This window comes from Enterococcus sp. DIV0240d, assembly GCF_051711245.1.
GTDB classification, from domain to species: Bacteria; Bacillota; Bacilli; order Lactobacillales; family Enterococcaceae; genus Enterococcus_D; species Enterococcus_D casseliflavus.
In genome coordinates this window covers 2,529,153-2,548,578 of the sequence record NZ_JBIOMG010000001.1, presented here as the reverse complement: position 1 = coordinate 2,548,578, position 19,426 = coordinate 2,529,153, and the positions used below count along the sequence as shown (strand labels likewise).

Below are 19,426 nucleotides of genomic sequence, written 5' to 3'. Positions count from 1 at the left end.
CAAATCAATTGTTGATCGGGTGAACATGATTTTTTGTAGGAAAGGAGAAAAAAATGAAACAGTCAAAATGTTTGATTCCGACATTGCGGGAAACCCCCAGCGATGCGGAAACGTTAAGTCATCAACTGTTAGTTAGGGCAGGGTATATTCGACAAGTGGCGGCAGGCATTTATGTTTACTTGCCGCTAGCACAAAGGGTGTTAGAAAAGATCAAGCGGGTCATCCGTGAAGAATTGGCACAAATCGATGCCGTAGAGATGGCGATGCCTTCTTTGCTTCCATATGAGCCATGGAAGGAGTCAGGACGTGCCTCATTGTATGGTGAGTCCTTGTATCGATTAACCGATCGAAACGAACGAGAGATTGTTTTAGGACCTACTCATGAAGAGCCGTTTACGACATTGATCAAAAACGAGATCACGTCTTATAAACGGCTGCCATTGAGCTTGTATCAGATCCAAACGAAATATCGGGACGAACAGCGGCCGCGCTTTGGATTGATCCGCAGCCGCGAATTTATCATGCAAGATGGCTATTCCTTTCATGCCGATGAAGCCAGCTTAGATCAAACCTATAATCGTTACGAAATGGCTTATCATGCAATATTGAAACGCTGTGGGATCGAGTATCGGGCAGTGGTCGGGGACAATGGCTTGATGGGTGGCAGAGATTCGAAAGAATTTTTGGCATTGTCGGGGATCGGCGAAGAGCTGATCTGCTACTCGACCGAAAGCGATTATGTCGCCAATTGGAAATTAGCAACCAGTCAATACATCGCCAAAAAATCACACGAGACCTATTTAGAATTACAAAAAGTCGTTCAGGATGAGCCTTTAACGTTAGGGGAGTTGGCGCAGGCATACGAAACAGACTTGCAAAAAATCGTTCAAGTATCTTTATTACTCGTTGACGAGCAAGTCATTATGGTGTTATTACGTGGCGATCACAGCCTCAATGAAACAAAGGTCAAGCATTACTTAGCCGCTGATCACGTGAAGGTGCTGACTGTTGAGGAAGCGGAGTCTTATCTGACGAGTGAGACGCAGCTGCGCAGTCCCATTGCGCTTGCTGATTCGATCCAGTTGTACGCCGATCAGCATGTCCAAGATATGGCGAATCTGATCGTTCCAGCGGCAGAAAAACAAAGCTATTATCTCAATGCGAATGTGGGGCGTGATTTTCAACCATTAGCCTTTGCCGATTTTCGCTTAGTTCAAGAAGGTGATCCTTCTCCAGATGGAAAAGGAACCTTAACCTTTACGCGAGGAATCGAAGTTGGGCATATCTTCAAGTTAGGAACCAAGTACAGTGAGGCGCAAGAAGCGACGGTTGTCGATGAAAACGGCGATGAGCAACCAATCATCATGGGCTGTTATGGGCTGGGGGTTTCCCGTCTGCTTTCAACGATCGTCGAACAATACGGCAATGAGTTTGGGATCGATTGGCCCCAAGAAATTGCGCCATTTGATGTGCATATCATTCAAACGTCGATTGAAGATAGCTATCAAAATGCCTTAAGTGAAGAAGTAGAAGAAATGATGAACCAAGTCGGCTATCAAGTGCTGGTAGATGACCGCAATGAACGTGCAGGGGTCAAATTTGCAGATGCCGATTTGATTGGCTGTCCGATTCGCTTGACTATCGGTAAAAAAGCCGTAGAAGGCATCGTGGAGATCAAAATCAAGCATACTGGTGCGACCGTTGAAGTGAGAAAAGAAGAAGTCGCTTCGACCCTGACGATTTTGTTAGCCAATCAGGAATAAACAGGAACGAACAAGAATGAATAGCAGATCGAGAGAGGAAATCCTTTCTCGATTTTTTAATGAAAATGAGGGCAAAAAGAGGTATACTAGTGAGTACTGAGAAAAGGAGGATCTTCAATTGTCAAAAGAAAGAGAGACCTTTGAGATATTATTAGACCAAATTGCAGCTGCCCCAAATCTTCGGCAGCATCCGTTGATGCAGACTGCCCAAATCAAACAAGTGACCGTGCATCGACAATCAAAAGCGTGGACGTTTTATTTCCAATTTGAACGTTTATTACCGGTGATGGTGTATCAGTCCTTTAAACAACATATTGAATTGGCGTTTAAAGAGATTGCGGAAGTTCGTATCATCATTGAAGCTCAAGATGGTTCCTTTGATGAGCAATTCATTCAAGAATATTGGCCATTAGCGTTAGCCAATCAAAATTGTGATCGACCATTGGTTCATCAAGTGATCAAAAACCAAATGCCTGTGCTGCAAGAGAACAAAGTGATTTTGCCAGTCAACAATGATGCGGTCATCACGATTTTGCAGCAGCAGTACTTGCCGATCATTGAGGAAAATTATAGTACCTTCGGCTTTCAAAAATTTCGGATCTTGCCGCAGCTAGACCAAGAGCAAGCGGAGGCGGCCTTAAAAGAACTTGAAGCACGCAAGGAAGAGCAAACAGCAGCGTTCCAACAACAAGCTGCTGAGAACTTAATGGCGCACGAGCAACGCAAAAAAGAAGTCAAAACAGTCGAATTTGACGGACCAATCGCCTTGGGACGTAATATTCCTGCCGATGAACCTGTGACACCGATGATCAATATCATCGAGGAAGAACGCCGAGTTACGATCCAAGGGTATGTCTTTGATAAAGAAGTCCGCGAATTGCGTTCAAAACGGAAGATTTTGATCTTGAAAATCACCGACTATACGTCATCGTTTAGTGTGAAAAAATTCTCCAACAATGAAAAAGATGAACAAGTTTTTGATGCCATCGCCAAAGGTAGTTGGGTCAAAGTACGCGGTAGCGTCCAAGAAGATACCTTCATGCGAGATCTCGTTATGAATGCGCAAGATTTGCTGGAAGTCAAACACGAAGCCCGCAAAGACTATGCACCTGAAGGCGAGAAACGGGTCGAACTCCACCTGCATTCCAATATGAGTACGATGGATGCCACCAACAACGTGGCGGATTTTGTCGCTCAAGCAGGCAAATGGGGCCATAAGGCGATTGCGATCACCGATCATGGTGGAGCGCAAGGGTTCCCTGATGCCCATCATGCAGGAGAAAAGGCTGGTGTTAAAATTCTTTACGGTGTGGAAGCCAATATCGTGGATGACGGCGTAGCGGTTGCCTACAATCCTCAGCCTGTTCCACTGACCGATGCTACTTATATCGTGTTTGACGTGGAGACCACTGGGTTGTCTGCAGTATACGACACCATCATTGAGTTGGCTGCTGTGCGGATGCATAAAGGCAACGTGGAGGCATCCTTTGATGAATTTATCGATCCAGGTCATCCGTTATCGCGAACGACCGTAGAACTGACGGGAATCACCGATGAAATGGTTCGCGGGTCAAAATCAGAAGAAGAAGTCTTACGTTTGTTCCGTGAGTTTTCTGAAGGAGCCATTTTAGTTGCCCACAATGCGTCATTTGATATGGGCTTCTTAAATACCAGTTATCGAAAATACGGTATTCCAGAAGTGGAAAATCCCGTCATTGATACATTGGAACTCGCTCGTTATTTGTATCCAGAGTTTAAGCGATTTGGTTTAGGTGTCCTTTCTAAAAAATTCGGCGTCAGCTTAGAACAACATCACCGAGCGATCTACGATGCGGAGGCAACCGGTCATTTAGCATGGATCTTTGTCAAAGAAGCAATGGAAAAACATGAGATGCTGCTGCACGAAGAGTTGAACCGACACGTGGGAGGTGAGAACTCCTACAAAGCAGCTCGACCCTTCCATGCCACGATCTTGGCTCGAACACAGGCAGGATTGAAAAATTTATTCAAGCTGATCTCGATGTCGAATGTGAAGTACTTCCATGATAAAGTCCCACGAATCCCACGTTCAGAATTGGTGAAATTGCGGGAAGGATTGTTAGTCGGAACCGCCTGTGATAAAGGAGAAGTCTTTGTCGCAATGATGCAAAAAGGGGTCGATGCAGCACGAGAACTTGCCAAGTTTTATGACTACATCGAAGTCATGCCCAAAGCAGTTTATGCCCATCTTTTGGAAACGGAACTCGTGAAAAGTGAAAAAGACCTAGAAGACATCATTCGGAATCTGGTAAAAATGGGGGAAGAGTTAGGGAAAATCGTTGTGGCTACTGGGAATGCCCATTACCTAAACGAAGAAGACGCCATTTATCGCAAGGTCTTGATCAATTCAATGGGAGGCGCCAATCCGTTGAATCGTCATAGCCTACCAGACGTGCACTTCCGTACTACGGATGAGATGCTGACCGCTTTTCAATTTTTAGGTCCAGAAGCGGCGAAAGAAATCGTGGTGACGAACCCGAATAAAATCGCCGATCTTTGTGAAAAAGTCATTCCGGTAAAAGATGATCTGTATACACCAAAGATTCCCGGATCAGAACAAGAGATCACCGACTTAAGTTACAACCGTGCCAAAGAGTTATACGGCGATCCATTACCAGAGATCGTGGAAAAACGTTTGAAAAAAGAGCTTGATTCGATCATTGGGAACGGCTTTTCCGTGATCTATTTGATCTCACAAAAACTCGTTCATAAAAGCAATGAAGACGGCTATCTAGTAGGGTCACGGGGATCAGTCGGTTCTAGTTTCGTGGCAACCATGACGGGGATCACTGAGGTCAATCCATTAGCTCCTCATTATTATTGTCCCGATTGCCAGTATTCGGAGTTTTACGAAGACGGTTCGTATGGTTCTGGTTATGATATGCCAGAGAAAAAATGTCCAAAATGCGGCACCCGTCTGAACAAAGATGGCCACGATATTCCCTTTGAAACGTTCCTTGGTTTCCACGGCGATAAAGTACCCGATATCGATTTGAACTTCTCAGGAGAATATCAGCCAGAAGCCCATAACTATACGAAAGTACTCTTCGGTGAAGAATACGTCTATCGTGCAGGAACGATCGGTACCGTAGCCGACAAAACAGCCTTTGGTTTCGTAAAAGGCTTTGAGCGCGATCATAATCTTCATTATCGAGCAGCCGAAGTCGATCGCCTGGCAAAAGGTGCCACAGGCGTCAAACGGACGACTGGTCAGCATCCGGGGGGGATCATCGTTATTCCCGACTATATGGATGTCTATGATTTCACCCCGATCCAATACCCAGCGGATGATCAAAATGCGGAGTGGAAAACGACCCACTTTGATTTCCATTCGATTCATGACAATATCTTGAAACTGGATATCCTCGGACACGATGATCCGACGGTCATTCGGATGCTGCAGGATCTATCAGGCATCGATCCAAAAACGATCCCCACCGATGATCCAGAAGTGATGCGTATTTTTGGCGGCACGGATGTGTTAGGCGTGACCGAAGAGCAGATCTATTCGAAAACCGGTACATTAGGCATCCCGGAATTTGGTACCCGCTTTGTGCGGGGGATGCTGGATCAAACCCATCCATCGACCTTTGCTGAACTCCTGCAGATCTCTGGTCTTTCCCATGGTACCGATGTATGGTTGGGCAATGCGGAAGAATTGATCCGTCGCGGAGATGCCAGCCTAGCGGAAGTAATCGGCTGTCGGGATGATATCATGGTGTATTTGATCCATGCTGGTTTAGATGACGGGATGGCCTTTAAAATCATGGAGACGGTCCGTAAAGGACAATGGAACAAGATCCCTGACGACTTGCGGGATACTTACTTGCAAGCGATGCGGGAAAACAATGTCCCAGAATGGTATATCGATTCTTGTTCGAAGATCAAGTACATGTTCCCGAAAGCCCATGCTGCGGCGTATGTCTTGATGGCGTTGCGGGTGGCTTACTTTAAAGTGTACTTCCCAATTCTCTATTACTGTGCTTATTTCTCTGTCCGAGCAGACGACTTTGATTTGATTGCTATGTCAAAAGGAAAAGATGCCGTAAAAGAACGGATGCAAGAAATCAATGACAAAGGAATGGATGCGTCAACGAAAGAAAAAAATCTGTTGACGGTTCTGGAATTAGCCAATGAAATGCTGGAGCGCGGCTATGAATTTGGAATGATCGATCTGTATAAATCCGATGCAGAAAATTTCGTGATCGATGGGAAAAAATTGATCGCACCGTTCCGAGCAGTACCGAGTTTAGGGCTGAACGTAGCGAAACAAATCGTGGAAGCACGAAAAGATGGTCCCTTCTTATCGAAAGAAGACCTCGCCAATCGCGGGAAAGTTTCTAAGACGTTGATTGAATACATGACGGATAACGGTGTTCTAAAAGATCTACCAGATGAAAATCAGTTGTCGTTGTTCGATATGTTGTAAGCCAACGGCTGTCCACTTAAAAAAATAAGCCCATCATTGCAGCATCTAGTATTGTAGTGACCCCAAAAAGTTAGACTTTTATGGAGTGGAGAAATCCACTCCTTTTTTGTACGATAAGATTAACTGTTAGACAGCTGTTTTTACAGCTTCTCGAAACTGAACCGGACTTCGCCAATTTAATTTCTTTTTGATGCGTTTATGGTTGTAATAATAGATATATTGGTCAATTTTTGTTTTCAATTCATCTAAACTCCGATAGACTTCTCCATGAAAAATCTCTTGCTTTAATAAACCAAAGAAGTTTTCCATAGGTGAGTTATCTAAACAATTCCCTTTACGAGACATACTCTGGAAGATTTTATGCTGCTTCAATTTATTCTTATAAGCATTCATTTGATAGGCCCATCCTTGATCTGAATGGAAGGTTCTACGAAATGGACAATCATTTGTCATCTGGATTGCTTCTTCTAATCCTTCCATTATGGCTAGTGCGTTTGGTTTTTCAGAAATCCGATAAGATAGAATTTCACTATTGTAGAAATCCATGAAAGGATCTAAATACAGCTTTTTCTGACGAACGACACCTGCGGTGTCTACTTCATAATACTTAAACTCTGTGGTATCAGTTGTAATTTTTTGGTGACAGATATTTGTATAAAACCGACGATGAATACGATTTTTGGCGACAGTACCAACCTTCCCACGATAAGAATTGTACCGTCGAGATTTTCGAGTGTAAGACTTTACTTCGATACCTAGTTTTTTTATCAGACGTTGAATCTTCTTTTTATTGACATGAATCCCTTGATTCTCTAATTCTTTTTTTAGTCGCAGACAGCCATAGTCTTTATGCTCTTTGCGAATTTCAAGCATTTTTTCTTCAATTTCTTGGTCTGGGTTTGGTCTGTCAAACCGTTTCTGCCAATACATATAGGTTGCTTTAGGAAATTTCAATGTTTCAAGAAGCTCAACTAGTTTGAATGATCCTCGGAGGCTGGCGATGATTCGTGCGATTGATTCTTGCGTCTTTGCTGGGCTTCCTGTTTTCGCAGCTTCCTCAACTCTTTTAAAAAGGCATTCTCAATTTGAAGGGATCGGACTTGCTTTTCTAATGCCTTGATACGATCGCGTTCTTCAGTTGTTGTATTTTCTTTTTTGTTTTCTTTTTTTCTAGTCAAAGTAAGTGGTCGCCCTTTCTCTTTTGAGAGCCCCTCAATACCTGCTTCTCTGAAATTACGCATCCAATTGGCAATAAGCGCAGGGTTGTTCATTTCTAAAGTGCTAGCAACTTCTCGATAGGACATCTCACTTGTTTGATATAACTCTAGCGCATTTAACTTAAATTGAACAGAATATTTCTGATTTTGATGCTTTCTCAATAGACCTTCCTCTCCGTATTCACGATAGGCATTCACCCAATTACTTACTTGAGACTTGCTTGAAATACCGTATTTGTTGGCAAGATACCGATATCCGCCCACGCCACTAAGATATTCTTTAACGATTTTTAGTTTTAATTCAAAAGGATATTTTGCCATACAAATAACGACCCCCAAAAGTTAGATTATTTTGGTCTAACTTTTGGGGGTCGCTTCATATAGCTAGTTTCTGTATGATGGGCTTTTTTGTCTTGTTTGTTAAATCGACCTAAGCAGTCACAATCTGGCGAAAATCAGAAAAATCGTGATCTATAGTGACAAATCATAAGGGGAGTTGCCGTTCGGACAGCGAATCAAAAGACCCATTACCATACAAAGAGAAGAAAAATACTCGTTACCGAAAGAAGCGAATGCCTTTGGTAACGAGTATTTTTCGACAAAGTTTGTTAAATTGCTAAAAAAAGAAAAAAAGCAAAACAGGCAGATACACCATGTAAAGTAAGACGGAATAGCCTAGACATGAAGTTGCAAATTCTTCATCCCCTTGGTAGTTTCGTACAAGGATCGGGACAGAGTTTTGGACGGGCATAGAGGCTTGAATAATAAACACAGAAAGCATCAATTCAGGAACAGGGATGATTCTGCTTAATAGCCATACAACGAGAGGTGAAAGAACGAAGCGACCAAACAGGACACCAGCAATGTCTTTGGTCATTCGCAAGTTCTTGAGCCCGCCAAAGTACACGATGATCCCGATAATAAACATTGATAGAGGCGTCGTTAAATCTGCTAGGTAGCTTCCAAGCCCATCAACAAAGGAGGGCAGTGGTAATGTGAACAGCATCCAGATCAAGCCGATAATGAAACCAATCAAGGCTGGCGAAAAAATCTTTTTTAGCATGACCAATGGATGAAAGGAAATGCGGGCTTCGCCGAAATCGGGGTTATCTTTTGCTAACTCAAAAATACCGATGGTCCAAAATAATGTCGTATTTACGATGTAGTACAACAACACATAGGGAACGGCTTTTTCACCAAAAATGGCTAAATTGATCGGTAAGCCGATGAAGATCGTATTGGAAAAGGTAAACATGGCGGAAAATGCCCCTTGGTGTTTGGTTTCAACTTGCGCGAAACGGCGCCATAAATAACCGGCGAAGTAAGTGATCATCATGGAAAGCAAAGGGATGATCATCCAGGAAACTAATGAGAGAAACTCGTCTTTCGTAAAGTTTTTAATGGTCGTCAAAAACATATTGGCGGGTAATGAGACATTTAACACCAGTTTTGAAAACGTATCGGCGGTTCGATTAGAAAACCATTGTTTGTAAGACAACCAATAACCGATAAACATGAGACTGAAAATGACAAAAATATTGATATATGCTTGAAACATGCGCTCACCTCTCATTTACTATAGCGAAAGGCAATAGAAGAAGCAACTGATTCCCATTTGAAAACAACAAAAAACCAAACCGCCCAATGAGCGATTTGGTCAAGAATTACTTCCGTTGCTGCTTGCCAGCGTTACGACCTTTTCCATTAGGCTTTGTCGTATTCAACGCTTTTTTGACAGCTTCTGTTTTTTCAGGCGTTACGTCTTTACGAGGCGTAACTACCGTTTTAGGCGGATTTGCTTTCATTTCCGCTTCGACTTGGGCACGAATTTTTGGTTTCATGATGACATTCGTGATAAACGTTTGGATACAACTGAAGACCCCACCAACTACCCAGTAAAGTGTCACACCAGCTGGTGCACTCATGGACATGAAAACGATCATCAATGGAGAAACGATCAACATGGTTTTCATCGTTTTTTTCTGTTCTTCAGGAATCCCGATGGTTGAGATATATCCTTGTGCCAAGTAGGAAAGACCAGCAATCGCCACAAAGAGGATGCTTGGGTCGCCTAAAGATACGCCAAAGAATTCAGAGTTTTGGATTCCTTGTGTGTAACGAGCGGTGAAATAAAGAGCAGAGAAAATCGGCATCTGAATCAGCAAAGGGAGACATCCGATACCGCCAAACATACTAACATTGTTTTCAGAGTAGATTTTTTGCATCTCCGCTTGCGCTTGCATTTGTTCTTCCCGAGTGGTTGCTTTTTTCAAGTTGGCTTGCGCAATATCCACTTGAGGTTTCAGAAACTGCATTTTTTCACTTTGAACCATCGTTTTGCGAGACTGATGGATCCCTAACGGTAAGATAATGACACGGACAACGATCGTTACCGCGATGATCGCCCAGCCGTAAGACCAGTTGAAGTTTTCAACGAGCATCGTGATCATATCCCCTAATGGTTTCACCAAAAAGCGATAAATCATTCCTGTTTCTTTCGGCGTACCATCAGCATTGGTACTGACACAGCCTGATAATGCTAATAACAGGCCAAATAATCCTGATGAAAGCAGCCATTTATTCATTTTAGACATTCTATTCTTCCTCTTCACAATAAATTTAGACAAAAATAACTATACTAAAAAAGACCGACTATTTCAATGTACAAAGAGAAATTCATTGAAAAATCAATCTTTCGACTTAGAAAACATTCAATTGTTAATAGTACACTACATCAAAACTCCTACGCTCTTTGATGGCATCGTCTGGTTGGATGTCGATCTGATTTACTTTCCCAGCGGGTGAAGGAGAATCCTTAACCCCAGCAACAAAGGCATCGATGGCTTTGTCATCGCCAATTGCTTCAATCGAAACAGAACCATCCGCTTCGTTTTTTACAGATCCGGTGACCCCCAACTGATCGGCAAGCATTTTTGTGGTATAACGAAAGCCGACGCCTTGGACACGTCCTTGCACATGGATTCGTAGTTTCTTCATGGACAATCCCTCCTCTGCTTTATATGATAGCGTTTTTTCAGTAAAAGAACAAGTTAGATCGATTGACTCATGCTATAATGAATCGAGGTGACAAGATGAAAGAAATTCAATCGAAAAAAAATACCTTTATCAAGGAAATCAAAAAACTAACACAAAAAAAACACCGGACACAGACCAATACTTATTTGATCGATGGCTGGCATTTAGTGCAAGAAGCATTGCATGCACAAGTACCAATCAAAGCGTTGTTGGTGACCCCGCGAGGGTTAAGGGAAGCCAACGGGCAACTCGATGATTATCAGGAAGAAAGCTATTTGATCACAGAGGAGATCGCAGCGATGCTTTCTGATTTGCCAACACCACAAGGGATTTTTGCTGTGGTGGAAAAGCAAGAACAAGACTTACAGACACTGACGGGCAATTGGCTGATTTTAGATAATGTGCAAGATCCTGGGAACGTTGGCACCATGATTCGAACAGCGGATGCTGCTGGGTTCAGCGGGGTTTTTCTCGGCGAAGGAACAGCCGATCTTTACAGCACCAAAGTCTTGCGCAGTATGCAAGGTAGCAACTATCATCTGCCGATCGTAGAAGGAGCGATCCCGCCATTTCTAAAGCAGCTGCAGGCAGCTGGCGTGGCGATTTATGGCACCGAGTTAAATAAAGAAGCAGTCCCTTATACCGAGCTTCCTAAAGAACAAGCGGCTGCCTTCATTTTAGGCAACGAGGGGCAAGGGGTTCACCCAGAACTGTTGGCTTTGACTGACAAAAATGTGTATATTCCCATCTATGGTCAGGCGGAATCATTGAACGTCGCCATTGCGGCAGGTATTTTGATGTATTTTGCTGTCAGCTAGATTTTTAAGGAACTGTTAAACTATTTGAATCTATTGCACCTCACCTAGAAACTTGCATGAATAGGTGTTATACTTTGTCTTGTAACAATCAAGCAGATCAAAAAAGGTGGCAGACAAAAATTTATGACAGAAAAATGGCAAGAAGATAGCGAATATATGTCTTACGTGGCTGACCTGTTAGAAACAGAAGCTGTAAAAAAATTAGCCAATTTTGTGCAGCATATGAACTCCACACGTTTGGAACATTCGATCAGCGTCTCTTATTATAGTTACAAATTGGCCAAGAAATGGGGCGGCGATGCTCGTTCAACAGCTCGTGCAGGACTCCTTCATGATTTATTTTATTACGATTGGCGTACTACAAAGTTTGACGAAGGTACCCATGCGTACATGCATCCACGAATCGCAGTAAAAAATGCCGAAAAAATCACTGAACTTAGTGATCTTGAAAAAGATATCATCTTGAAACATATGTGGGGAGCAACGATTGCACCGCCACGCTATAAAGAAAGCTATATCGTCACGATGGTGGACAAATATTGTGCGATCAAAGAAGCATCAGAACCGCTTACAGATAGCATGAAAGAAAAATGGCAACAACGCTTCTGGAAGAAACATCGCACGATTCAATAAGAAAAAAGTTCTTCGAACCAACTGGTTCAAAGAACTTTTTTTGTTTGTTTAGCCAAAAATAAGTTGGAGGATCGCTGCTCCTGCATAGAGAATCAGTAAGGTGATCAATACCGTTAAATGTCGTCTTTTGTGCATAAAAAGGATTGCCACAAATTCTCTTAAAAAGGCATTCGGTAAATAGTAAAAGGCAGTAGGTGCTCCGATACCATCCGCTTTAAGTTGGGCTTGATCCGCATAGAGACCGGCACGAAAAATATGATAATTGTTTGAGGCAAAGATTGCTTTGTAGCCCTTTGGCTTAAGCGAATCCATGATTTCTTTCGAAAATTTCATGTTTTCATAAGTAGTCGTGGAATTTGTTTCCACTAAAATCTCACCTTCTGGTACGCCTTGGGCAATCGCATATTCTTTCATAGCAACAGCTTCCGGCAGCTGCTCATCGCTTCCTTGTCCGCCTGACATCAGTAATCGAGGAGCGGTTTTTTTTGCTTTAAATTGCGCTTCGTAGAACGAGATCGCTGTATTGATGCGTTTTGCCAATAAAGGGGAGACCGTGGTGCCATTTAAAAGACCTGCTCCTAAGACGATGATAAAGTCCTGATTATAGCGAGGATGGTTGAACTGATAAATGACTGAAATCGATAAAAAGTTCAAAAAGACTACAAACAGATACAAAAGACTTAGGGGAACAATGCCGAATAAGGTTCGGATCCAATCTGGGAAAAAGTGCAAAAGGGTATCTGAAAATAGTAATACGGTCAAAACCACCGCTAAGATCAGGGTCAATAGATTGGCGATCGATCGCGATTCTCTTCGTAGAACAATAATGGAATTCCAGTAAAGAAAGACCACGAGCGTTGCCAAACCGAATAATAGTACAGCAAAGAAAATCGCTAGTAAAACAGCCAATAGGCCACCTACAAGAATATCTTGGGTTCGGTATAAATTAATGACTAAATAGCCGCCAAAAGCCAACACGAACAAATTAAAGAGTAAGCCATTTACGAGTTGATGTTTGTTGCGCCGATAAGAAAATAAAAAAAGGCCGGCGAAGGCGACGGGTATCAGAATAAAGAAACTACCTGTCCGTAATTCTGAGACAGCTAAATAAATCAGTAGGGCTAAGATCGTCCAACAACATTCAAAAAAGAAAATATCCGGATCATCTTTTTTCTTGCGCCATTTTTGAACGACGATCACGCCCGACACATAGCTGATGGAAAAAATCAGCAATTGCGTAAAATCCATGTTTTTCACTCCTTTAACGATACACTTAGTATACCGAAAAATGACAGAAATTGCTTGTTGCTAAGGTCAAAGTTGCTGAATTTCTTGCAATTCGCTAAAATGAAGGAAAGAAGGAGGAAGGAACATGCAATTAGGTGAAGTGATTCGCGTCGAACGACCCGCTTTTTATGTGATTGGAAAAGAGGGCAAGGGGTTAGCAGAAGAAGGTGCTTCTTGGGTACCAGCGCTCTGGGAACTTGCAACAAAGGATTTTGAAGAGATCGAATTTCTCGTAAGTGATCAAAAGGCAGAAGAACTGGAATTTTGGGGCTTGATGAGTGATGGCACCAATTGGTTAGAGCCTTGGCAAGAAACCGGTCGCTACTTGGCAGGCGTTCAAGTCCAGACAGAAAATTTTCCTCCTGTCGGTTGGGTCCGGTGGGAAATGCCCGCAATGACCTATCTCGTTGTAAAAACGGATGAAAAAAACTTAACGATGATGACTGAAAAAATGCTGATGGAAGTTTTACCAGAAAACAACGTCCAGTTGTCAGCAGCCATCCAAGAAAGGTATCTTCCTCATTTTCAGGAGGGGGAAGTTGAATTATTTTTCCCTGTGGAGCCATTGGCAACAGCAACGGTGGAAACAGTAGAATAAAAAAATCTGTCCGAGAAGCAGTCTTTGCTTCGGACAGATTTTTTCGTTTAGGTTAAAAAAGATTACTGAAAAAGTTGGACACGCCGCGCCAAGCACGAACAAAGATGTTGGCTTTTTCCACCGTTTGTGTTGTGATCAATCCTGCAGTCTCGTCATGATCGGAATCATCAATATAACCAAGCGTATCAGCTGGAATCGAAGCACTTACGGTACCGACTTTTGTGCCCTCAGTCAATGGCGCTTGCAGGGCAGAATCACGATAATGCTCATTAAAGTCAATGGTTGTTTCAAAGGCTGTGGCATCCATATCTCCACGTACCCATAAGGTCAAGCCTTGATTTAAGGCAACGGGCACACTCAATTCTTTCCCATCTTTGACTGCAACCGTCTGGGTATCTTCTAGTTGCGCATTTTCTGGTAAAATCTCTACTTGTTCCCAAGCATCAAACGAGTAATCCATCAAACGGCCTGTTTCAATAAAACGAACACTTGGATTTTCTGCATGACCATTGACGTTTAGCACCACGGTGATGATTCGTTGGCCATCTTTAACGGCGGTTCCGACAAAGCAGGCGCCCGCCATATCTGTCGTACCAGTCTTCAGACCGTCAACACCATCTTTCGTATTCGTAAAACCTGGAAGCATCCAGTTCCAATTGACCATCTCGACAGGCGAATAGGAACCTTCACCAAATTGTTTGGTGGAAAGGCTGGTTACTTCTAAAACGTCTGGAAAGTCTTGCAGCAAATGACGGGCAATCAATGCCACATCTTTTGCGGATAGTTCGTTTTCATCAGTGGAAGTTGATCCTGGGTAAATATTTTCCCCTAGATAAGCATTGTTTAAGCCAGAAGCATTGACGATTTTTGCATCGGTAATGCCCCATGATTGCACTTTTTCTTGCATTTGATCAACAAAGGCACTTTCAGACCCAGCAATCAGCTCCGCCAGCGCGACGATTGCTGCATTTGCAGATTGGATATAACTGGCATCATACAAATCTTTTACTGTATAGGTAACGTCTTGATGCAAAGGGACATTCGATAAGTTTGGCGACACGCTGAGATTCGCGGCATAATCTGAAATAGGGACAGGATCATCCCAAGCGATCGTTCCTTGCTCTACTTGCTCAGCGACAAGGTAGAGGCTGATGATCTTGGTGATGGAGGCAATACCCATGGCTGTCTCGCCATCTTGATCATACAACACTTTCCCTGTGTCAAAATCAATGGAGTAGGCGGCTTTGGCGTCAATCGAAAAATCTTGGATCTCTTCGATGCTCATTGCTGTATCATCAGCATATGAAACGAGGGGGATGCCGGCAGCAGCAAAGAGGATTGCCAAAGCAGCAACGAAGGAATACCCGAACTTGGTTATTTTCTGCATATATGTAGTAGCTCCTTTTAAGTTGTATCTAAGCAAAAATTTTAACAAAGAGTATCCGCTGTTGCAATACTCTAAGAGAAAACTTAGCATTTAATTGCGAGAAGACCGCTCAAAGGGGGAATGGGCGTTGTTAAACCATTTCAAACTAGAAGGCGTATGGGCAACAGACCGCAAAAAAAACTTGCCTTCCTATTTAATAAAGAAGACAAGTTTTTCTGAATTGACATCGGGTCAAACGATTTCACTTAGCGACGATTGGAATGGATTCTCGGGTTTTGGTTTTGGGCTCTGACGGGAACTTTCACTGCTCTCGTTTCTTGTTGCATGGCCAATTTTGCTAAAAAGAATGTCCCAGCTAGTAACGCAGCTAAAGCAAAGATGGAAAAGAGTGAAATAAAGGTCGTTAACATAAAAATCCCTTCTTTCTGTTTAAAATAAATGTGGAAGGTAGGAATCGAACCTACACCTTAATCTATGAACGATCAAACATCACTCAACGGAACACCTTGTTCAACCACTTGTTAAGTTAATGATAGCATGGATTGCCAGGAAATGCTGATAAAAAGTCTGAGAATTGACCGAAGAAAATGTGAAGAAAACATGAACTCGATCTCCTCACGTCCCTTAGGTGATTTTTGTCAAAGAATAGTGGCAATCTTCTGCTTCATCATATAAAGTAATAACGGAGCCTTTTTGTTCCAGAACTAAATGATAGCCAAATGTGTCCAGTAACACTAATCGCGTCGGAGTCAGTTCAACAATGGAAACAGGCAACGGTTTGCCTTCGATGGTCAATGAATAATCATTGGCAATTTCTAAAATGATATCTTCTTTTGTCTTTGAAGTAAAACGCCAATTTCCAATGAAATTTTGGCGGTTTTCATTTTTTTGTTTTTCCTTTCGCAACAGCAAGGAGCTGACCACGCCCGTTGCTAGAGATAAACCAATCAATAGAGACCTTTTCTTCATTTATACACGTCCTATCACTTACGATTCATCTAGTTGCACCATGTGAACAAGATGCCCGCTTCTGCACACTAGAAAATAATTGCCATAAGTATACCATGAGAAGGTAAAAAAGCATGGTACTTTAGTTTGAAGTTTAGAAGTTTTTATCAAAATATGCTATGATTCAAAAGAGCAGGTGAGAAAATGAATTATCCGAATACCCTCTTAGCCACGTTTCTCGTGCGAGACAACCGATTCATTGCCCGATGTCTAGTCGATGGGCAAGAAGTGATCGTCCATGTGAAAAATACGGGACGAGGAAAAGAACTATTGCACAAAGGGGCACTCGTGACCCTCCAATATTGGGACAATCCGAAACGTAAAACCAATTACGATTTGATCTCAGTCAAGAAAGAAGACCAATGGATCAATATTGATAGTCAAGTACCCAATCGGTTAGGCTATGAAGGCCTTTTGGATGGCACGATCCAGTTGCCAAATATCAAAGGGAAAATTGCCCTCTTACGGCGTGAAGTCGTCTATGGGATGTCTAAGTTTGATCTTTATTTTGAAACAGACGAACAAGAAAAAGGGTTTATAGAAATTAAAGGGATGACACTTGAAAACAAGCAAATCGGCGCTTTCCCAGATGCGCCAACGATTCGCGGCTTGAAACACGTCAATGAATTGATCCATGCCAAAGAAGCAGGCTATTATGCGGCGGTTTTGTTCATGATCCAATTTGAAGTGGTGCAAATCGCCACGATCCATCGACAGATGCAGCCGGATCTGGCCGATAAGATCGCTGAAGCGCAAAGCAAAGGTGTCGAAGTGTTTGCTTATAATTGCCAGGTAAACCAAGGGATGATCGCGGTCAAAGAACCGATCCCTTTTGATTTGAACGTCGAATTTGACGACCCCAATCTATAGGAGAAAGAAGGAAAACACATGATTCATTTAGGGATTATCGGCACAAATTGGATCACCGATCAATTTGTACAAGCAGCCCACGAAACCAAACGGTATCAATTGGTAGCCGTATACTCAAGGAAATTAGCCACAGCGCAACGCTTTGGGGAAAAATACGGGGACATCGAATATGCGACCGATTTGGCCACTTTTTTTGGGTTAGCTCATATGGACACGGTCTACATCGCGTCTCCGAATAGTTTGCACTTTGAACAAGCCAAGCAAGGGATTTTAGCAGGAAAAAATGTCATTGTGGAGAAGCCAGCCTTTTCAACACCTGAGGAAATGGCGGAGATCATTGACCTAGCAAACCAACAACAGGTTTTATTCTTTGAAGCAGCTCGCAACATTCATGAAGCGAGTTTTTCAACCGTAGCCGAATTCTTACCGACACGCGGTGCCATTCTTGGGGCGAACTTTTCTTATATGAAATATTCGTCTCGTTATGACGCTGTACTAGCTGGGGAGGAACCAAATATCTTTTCTCCACATTTTTCTGGCGGAGCTTTAGCCGACTTGGGTGTGTATCCAGTATATGCGGCGGTCGCTTGGTTTGGTAAACCGCAGGACGTTCATTATTTTGCCCGCAAATTACCGACCGGTGTAGATGGTATCGGGACTGCTGTGCTGCGCTATGCTGATTTTGATGTCACGATCCAAACAGGCAAAATCGCTGATTCAGAGTTACGATCAGAAATTTATTTTGAAGACGGGACATTAGATTTGAATGCTGTCAATGCTATTGAAGAAGCAGCATTTTATGAACGCCAAACAAAACAAACACATCCATTAGCAGTCGCTGCTTTAGACAATCCGATGATCGAAGAAGCGCAAGACTTTGCAGACATCATTGAAAACAAAGATGATCCTAAACAAGGACAACGCTATGAGGAATGGGTGGAACTTGCCCGCAGTGTCAATGAAACCGTCTCTTTGATGCGTAAGCAGGCCGACATCATTTTTGATGCAGATAAAAAATAAGGAATGGAACATTTATGACAGTATTTGAATTGACACAATTGCCAGGCGTCTGGCAGGAAAAATGGCAAGCGGCCGGGTATCACGCACCGTCCTTGATCCAAGAAAAAACCTTTGGTCCATTAAAAGACGGCGCGTCTGTCATAGGAATCTCACCGACCGGTTCAGGTAAAACTTTGGCGTATCTCTTGCCATTGTTAACGAAGGTTGAAAAAAAGCAAGGCAATCAGCTGTTGATTTTGACTTCTTCACAAGAATTAGCGATGCAAGTCACAGAAGTAGCACGGGAATGGGCCCAAGCCATTGGTTTGACCGTTCTGCCGCTAATTGGCGGCGCAAGTACAAAACGCCAAGTGGAAAAACTAAAAGACAAACCCGAGGTCTTGATCGGTACCCCAGGGCGTGTATTAGAGTTGATCAAAGCCAAAAAAATCAAGACCCAGCAGCTGCAATCGTTGGTATTGGATGAGGTTGACCAATTATTGAAAGAGGGTGCCTTCACCCTGGCAGCCAAGATCAATCAAACATTACCAAAACAAATCCAGCGTAGTTTCTTTTCAGCAACCGCGAACGAAGTGATCGATGAGATTCGACCATTCGTGTCAAAAGAGCCGCTGATCATTGATGTTACCCAAGAAGATCAGAGCAAAGGCGTCATCCATCATTACTATTTGAACTATCCGCAACGACGAATCGTGGATGCTTTAAGACGCTTTGCTCATTTACCAAACTTTCAAGCCTTGGTTTTCTTCAATGAATTAAGCACAATGGGGAATGCGGAAGAAAAGCTATTGTTTCATGGCTTGCCGGTGGCCTCTCTGGCATCTGATCAAAACAAACTTGCCCGAAAAGGTGCATTAGAGAGCTTTCGTCAAGGAAAACTAGTGGAACTATTGACGACCGATGTCGCCTCTCGCGGCTTAGATGTCGTGGATCTGCCTTACGTGATCAATACAGAAGTCCCTTTAGAAAAAGAATCCTATTTACACCGCGCAGGACGCGTTGGAAGAATGGGCAAAGAAGGAACTGTCGTTACGATCGTTCAAGACCATTCGTTGAAGGATTTGAAAAAAATCGCCAATCAGTTGTCCATAGAACTCAAGGAAGTCTATCTGCATGGGGGACAGTTACACACAGAAGCACCTGTTGTCGAAAAAGAAAGAAAGAAAGAAATGAAAACAGCAAGTGTGCAGAAAATTTCCAAGAAAACGCTTGAAAATTTACACACTCCTGTCAAAAAGAGCAAGAAAAAGACGAAAAAGCAAAAAGACAAAGGAAAAAGACGCCATTGAGCGTCTTTTTGTGTTACCATTAACGTTGTTTA

17 protein-coding genes are annotated in these 19,426 nt (G+C 42.8%); 8 read left to right on the top strand and 9 right to left on the bottom strand.

Annotation, left to right across the window (positions count from 1 at the left end; genetic code table 11):
- Positions 1 to 53: 53 nt before the first annotated feature.
- Positions 54 to 1,763 carry a proline--tRNA ligase gene (locus IGJ25_RS11975; RefSeq protein ID WP_225001241.1) on the top strand — a complete coding sequence of 570 codons (1,710 nt, stop codon included), beginning with the start codon at positions 54 to 56 and terminating at the stop codon, positions 1,761 to 1,763.
- A gap of 118 nt (positions 1,764 to 1,881) precedes the next feature.
- Positions 1,882 to 6,231, top strand: coding sequence for a PolC-type DNA polymerase III (locus IGJ25_RS11970; RefSeq protein ID WP_438779328.1), 4,350 nt, complete (start codon positions 1,882 to 1,884; stop codon positions 6,229 to 6,231).
- Positions 6,232 to 6,357: 126 nt separating this feature from the next.
- Here the strand turns inward: IGJ25_RS11970 and IGJ25_RS11965 are convergent, their stop codons facing one another.
- The 5 genes from IGJ25_RS11965 to IGJ25_RS11945 all read right to left on the bottom strand — a co-directional run bounded on the left by IGJ25_RS11965 (position 6,358) and on the right by IGJ25_RS11945 (position 10,445).
- Positions 6,358 to 7,233, bottom strand: coding sequence for an IS3 family transposase (locus IGJ25_RS11965; protein WP_413118969.1), 876 nt, complete (start codon positions 7,231 to 7,233; stop codon positions 6,358 to 6,360).
- Positions 7,203 to 7,769 (bottom strand): helix-turn-helix domain-containing protein, encoded by a 567-nt coding sequence (locus IGJ25_RS11960; RefSeq protein WP_016249835.1) that lies wholly within the window; start codon positions 7,767 to 7,769, stop codon positions 7,203 to 7,205. Before IGJ25_RS11960 ends, IGJ25_RS11965 begins: the two co-directional genes overlap by 31 nt.
- Before the next feature lie 295 nt (positions 7,770 to 8,064).
- A complete protein-coding gene (locus IGJ25_RS11955; RefSeq protein WP_225001434.1) occupies positions 8,065 to 9,006 on the bottom strand; it encodes an AEC family transporter in 942 nt (313 codons plus the stop codon).
- Positions 9,007 to 9,112: 106 nt separating this feature from the next.
- Complete coding sequence (gene yidC / locus IGJ25_RS11950; protein ID WP_010749323.1) at positions 9,113 to 10,042, bottom strand: membrane protein insertase YidC; 930 nt, start codon at positions 10,040 to 10,042, stop codon at positions 9,113 to 9,115.
- 124 nt (positions 10,043 to 10,166) lie between these two features.
- Complete coding sequence (locus tag IGJ25_RS11945) at positions 10,167 to 10,445, bottom strand: acylphosphatase (RefSeq protein ID WP_010749324.1); 279 nt, start codon at positions 10,443 to 10,445, stop codon at positions 10,167 to 10,169.
- A 95-nt stretch (positions 10,446 to 10,540) separates the two neighbouring features.
- Here IGJ25_RS11945 and IGJ25_RS11940 point away from each other — a divergent pair, with 95 nt between their 5' ends.
- Both IGJ25_RS11940 and IGJ25_RS11935 read left to right on the top strand, forming a co-directional pair.
- Complete coding sequence (locus IGJ25_RS11940) at positions 10,541 to 11,302, top strand: TrmH family RNA methyltransferase (RefSeq protein WP_225001435.1); 762 nt, start codon at positions 10,541 to 10,543, stop codon at positions 11,300 to 11,302.
- Positions 11,303 to 11,425: 123 nt separating this feature from the next.
- A complete protein-coding gene (locus IGJ25_RS11935; RefSeq protein WP_438779327.1) occupies positions 11,426 to 11,935 on the top strand; it encodes an HD domain-containing protein in 510 nt (169 codons plus the stop codon).
- Between the two features lie 48 nt (positions 11,936 to 11,983).
- Here IGJ25_RS11935 and IGJ25_RS11930 read toward each other — a convergent pair whose 3' ends face one another.
- The gene (locus IGJ25_RS11930; protein WP_225001437.1) at positions 11,984 to 13,183 is read right to left on the bottom strand and encodes a YdcF family protein; all 1,200 of its coding nucleotides are present in this window, start codon (positions 13,181 to 13,183) and stop codon (positions 11,984 to 11,986) included.
- A 124-nt stretch (positions 13,184 to 13,307) separates the two neighbouring features.
- On the opposite strand from IGJ25_RS11930, the gene IGJ25_RS11925 reads away from it, so the two are divergent.
- Positions 13,308 to 13,820, top strand: a complete 513-nt coding sequence (locus tag IGJ25_RS11925) for a GyrI-like domain-containing protein (RefSeq protein WP_225001438.1) — start codon at positions 13,308 to 13,310, stop codon at positions 13,818 to 13,820.
- Between the two features lie 52 nt (positions 13,821 to 13,872).
- Here IGJ25_RS11925 and IGJ25_RS11920 read toward each other — a convergent pair whose 3' ends face one another.
- The 3 genes from IGJ25_RS11920 to IGJ25_RS11910 form a co-directional block, all read right to left on the bottom strand.
- Complete coding sequence (locus IGJ25_RS11920; RefSeq protein ID WP_438779326.1) at positions 13,873 to 15,207, bottom strand: serine hydrolase; 1,335 nt, start codon at positions 15,205 to 15,207, stop codon at positions 13,873 to 13,875.
- Between the two features lie 245 nt (positions 15,208 to 15,452).
- Positions 15,453 to 15,617 carry a hypothetical protein gene (locus IGJ25_RS11915; protein WP_005229460.1) on the bottom strand — a complete coding sequence of 55 codons (165 nt, stop codon included), beginning with the start codon at positions 15,615 to 15,617 and terminating at the stop codon, positions 15,453 to 15,455.
- Positions 15,618 to 15,831: 214 nt separating this feature from the next.
- A complete protein-coding gene (locus tag IGJ25_RS11910; RefSeq protein ID WP_005229462.1) occupies positions 15,832 to 16,176 on the bottom strand; it encodes a DUF4828 domain-containing protein in 345 nt (114 codons plus the stop codon).
- Between the two features lie 183 nt (positions 16,177 to 16,359).
- On the opposite strand from IGJ25_RS11910, the gene sfsA reads away from it, so the two are divergent.
- Genes sfsA through IGJ25_RS11895 form a run of 3 tightly spaced genes read left to right on the top strand, consistent with a single transcriptional unit; the run spans position 16,360 to position 19,394 of the window.
- Positions 16,360 to 17,085: a DNA/RNA nuclease SfsA gene (gene sfsA, locus IGJ25_RS11905; protein WP_128432506.1), complete on the top strand. Its 726-nt coding sequence runs from the start codon at positions 16,360 to 16,362 to the stop codon at positions 17,083 to 17,085.
- Between the two features lie 18 nt (positions 17,086 to 17,103).
- Entirely contained in the window at positions 17,104 to 18,105 is a 1,002-nt protein-coding gene (locus IGJ25_RS11900; protein ID WP_081116266.1) for a Gfo/Idh/MocA family protein, read from the top strand.
- A gap of 14 nt (positions 18,106 to 18,119) precedes the next feature.
- Positions 18,120 to 19,394: a DEAD/DEAH box helicase gene (locus IGJ25_RS11895; protein WP_438779325.1), complete on the top strand. Its 1,275-nt coding sequence runs from the start codon at positions 18,120 to 18,122 to the stop codon at positions 19,392 to 19,394.
- Positions 19,395 to 19,426 lie beyond the last annotated feature (32 nt).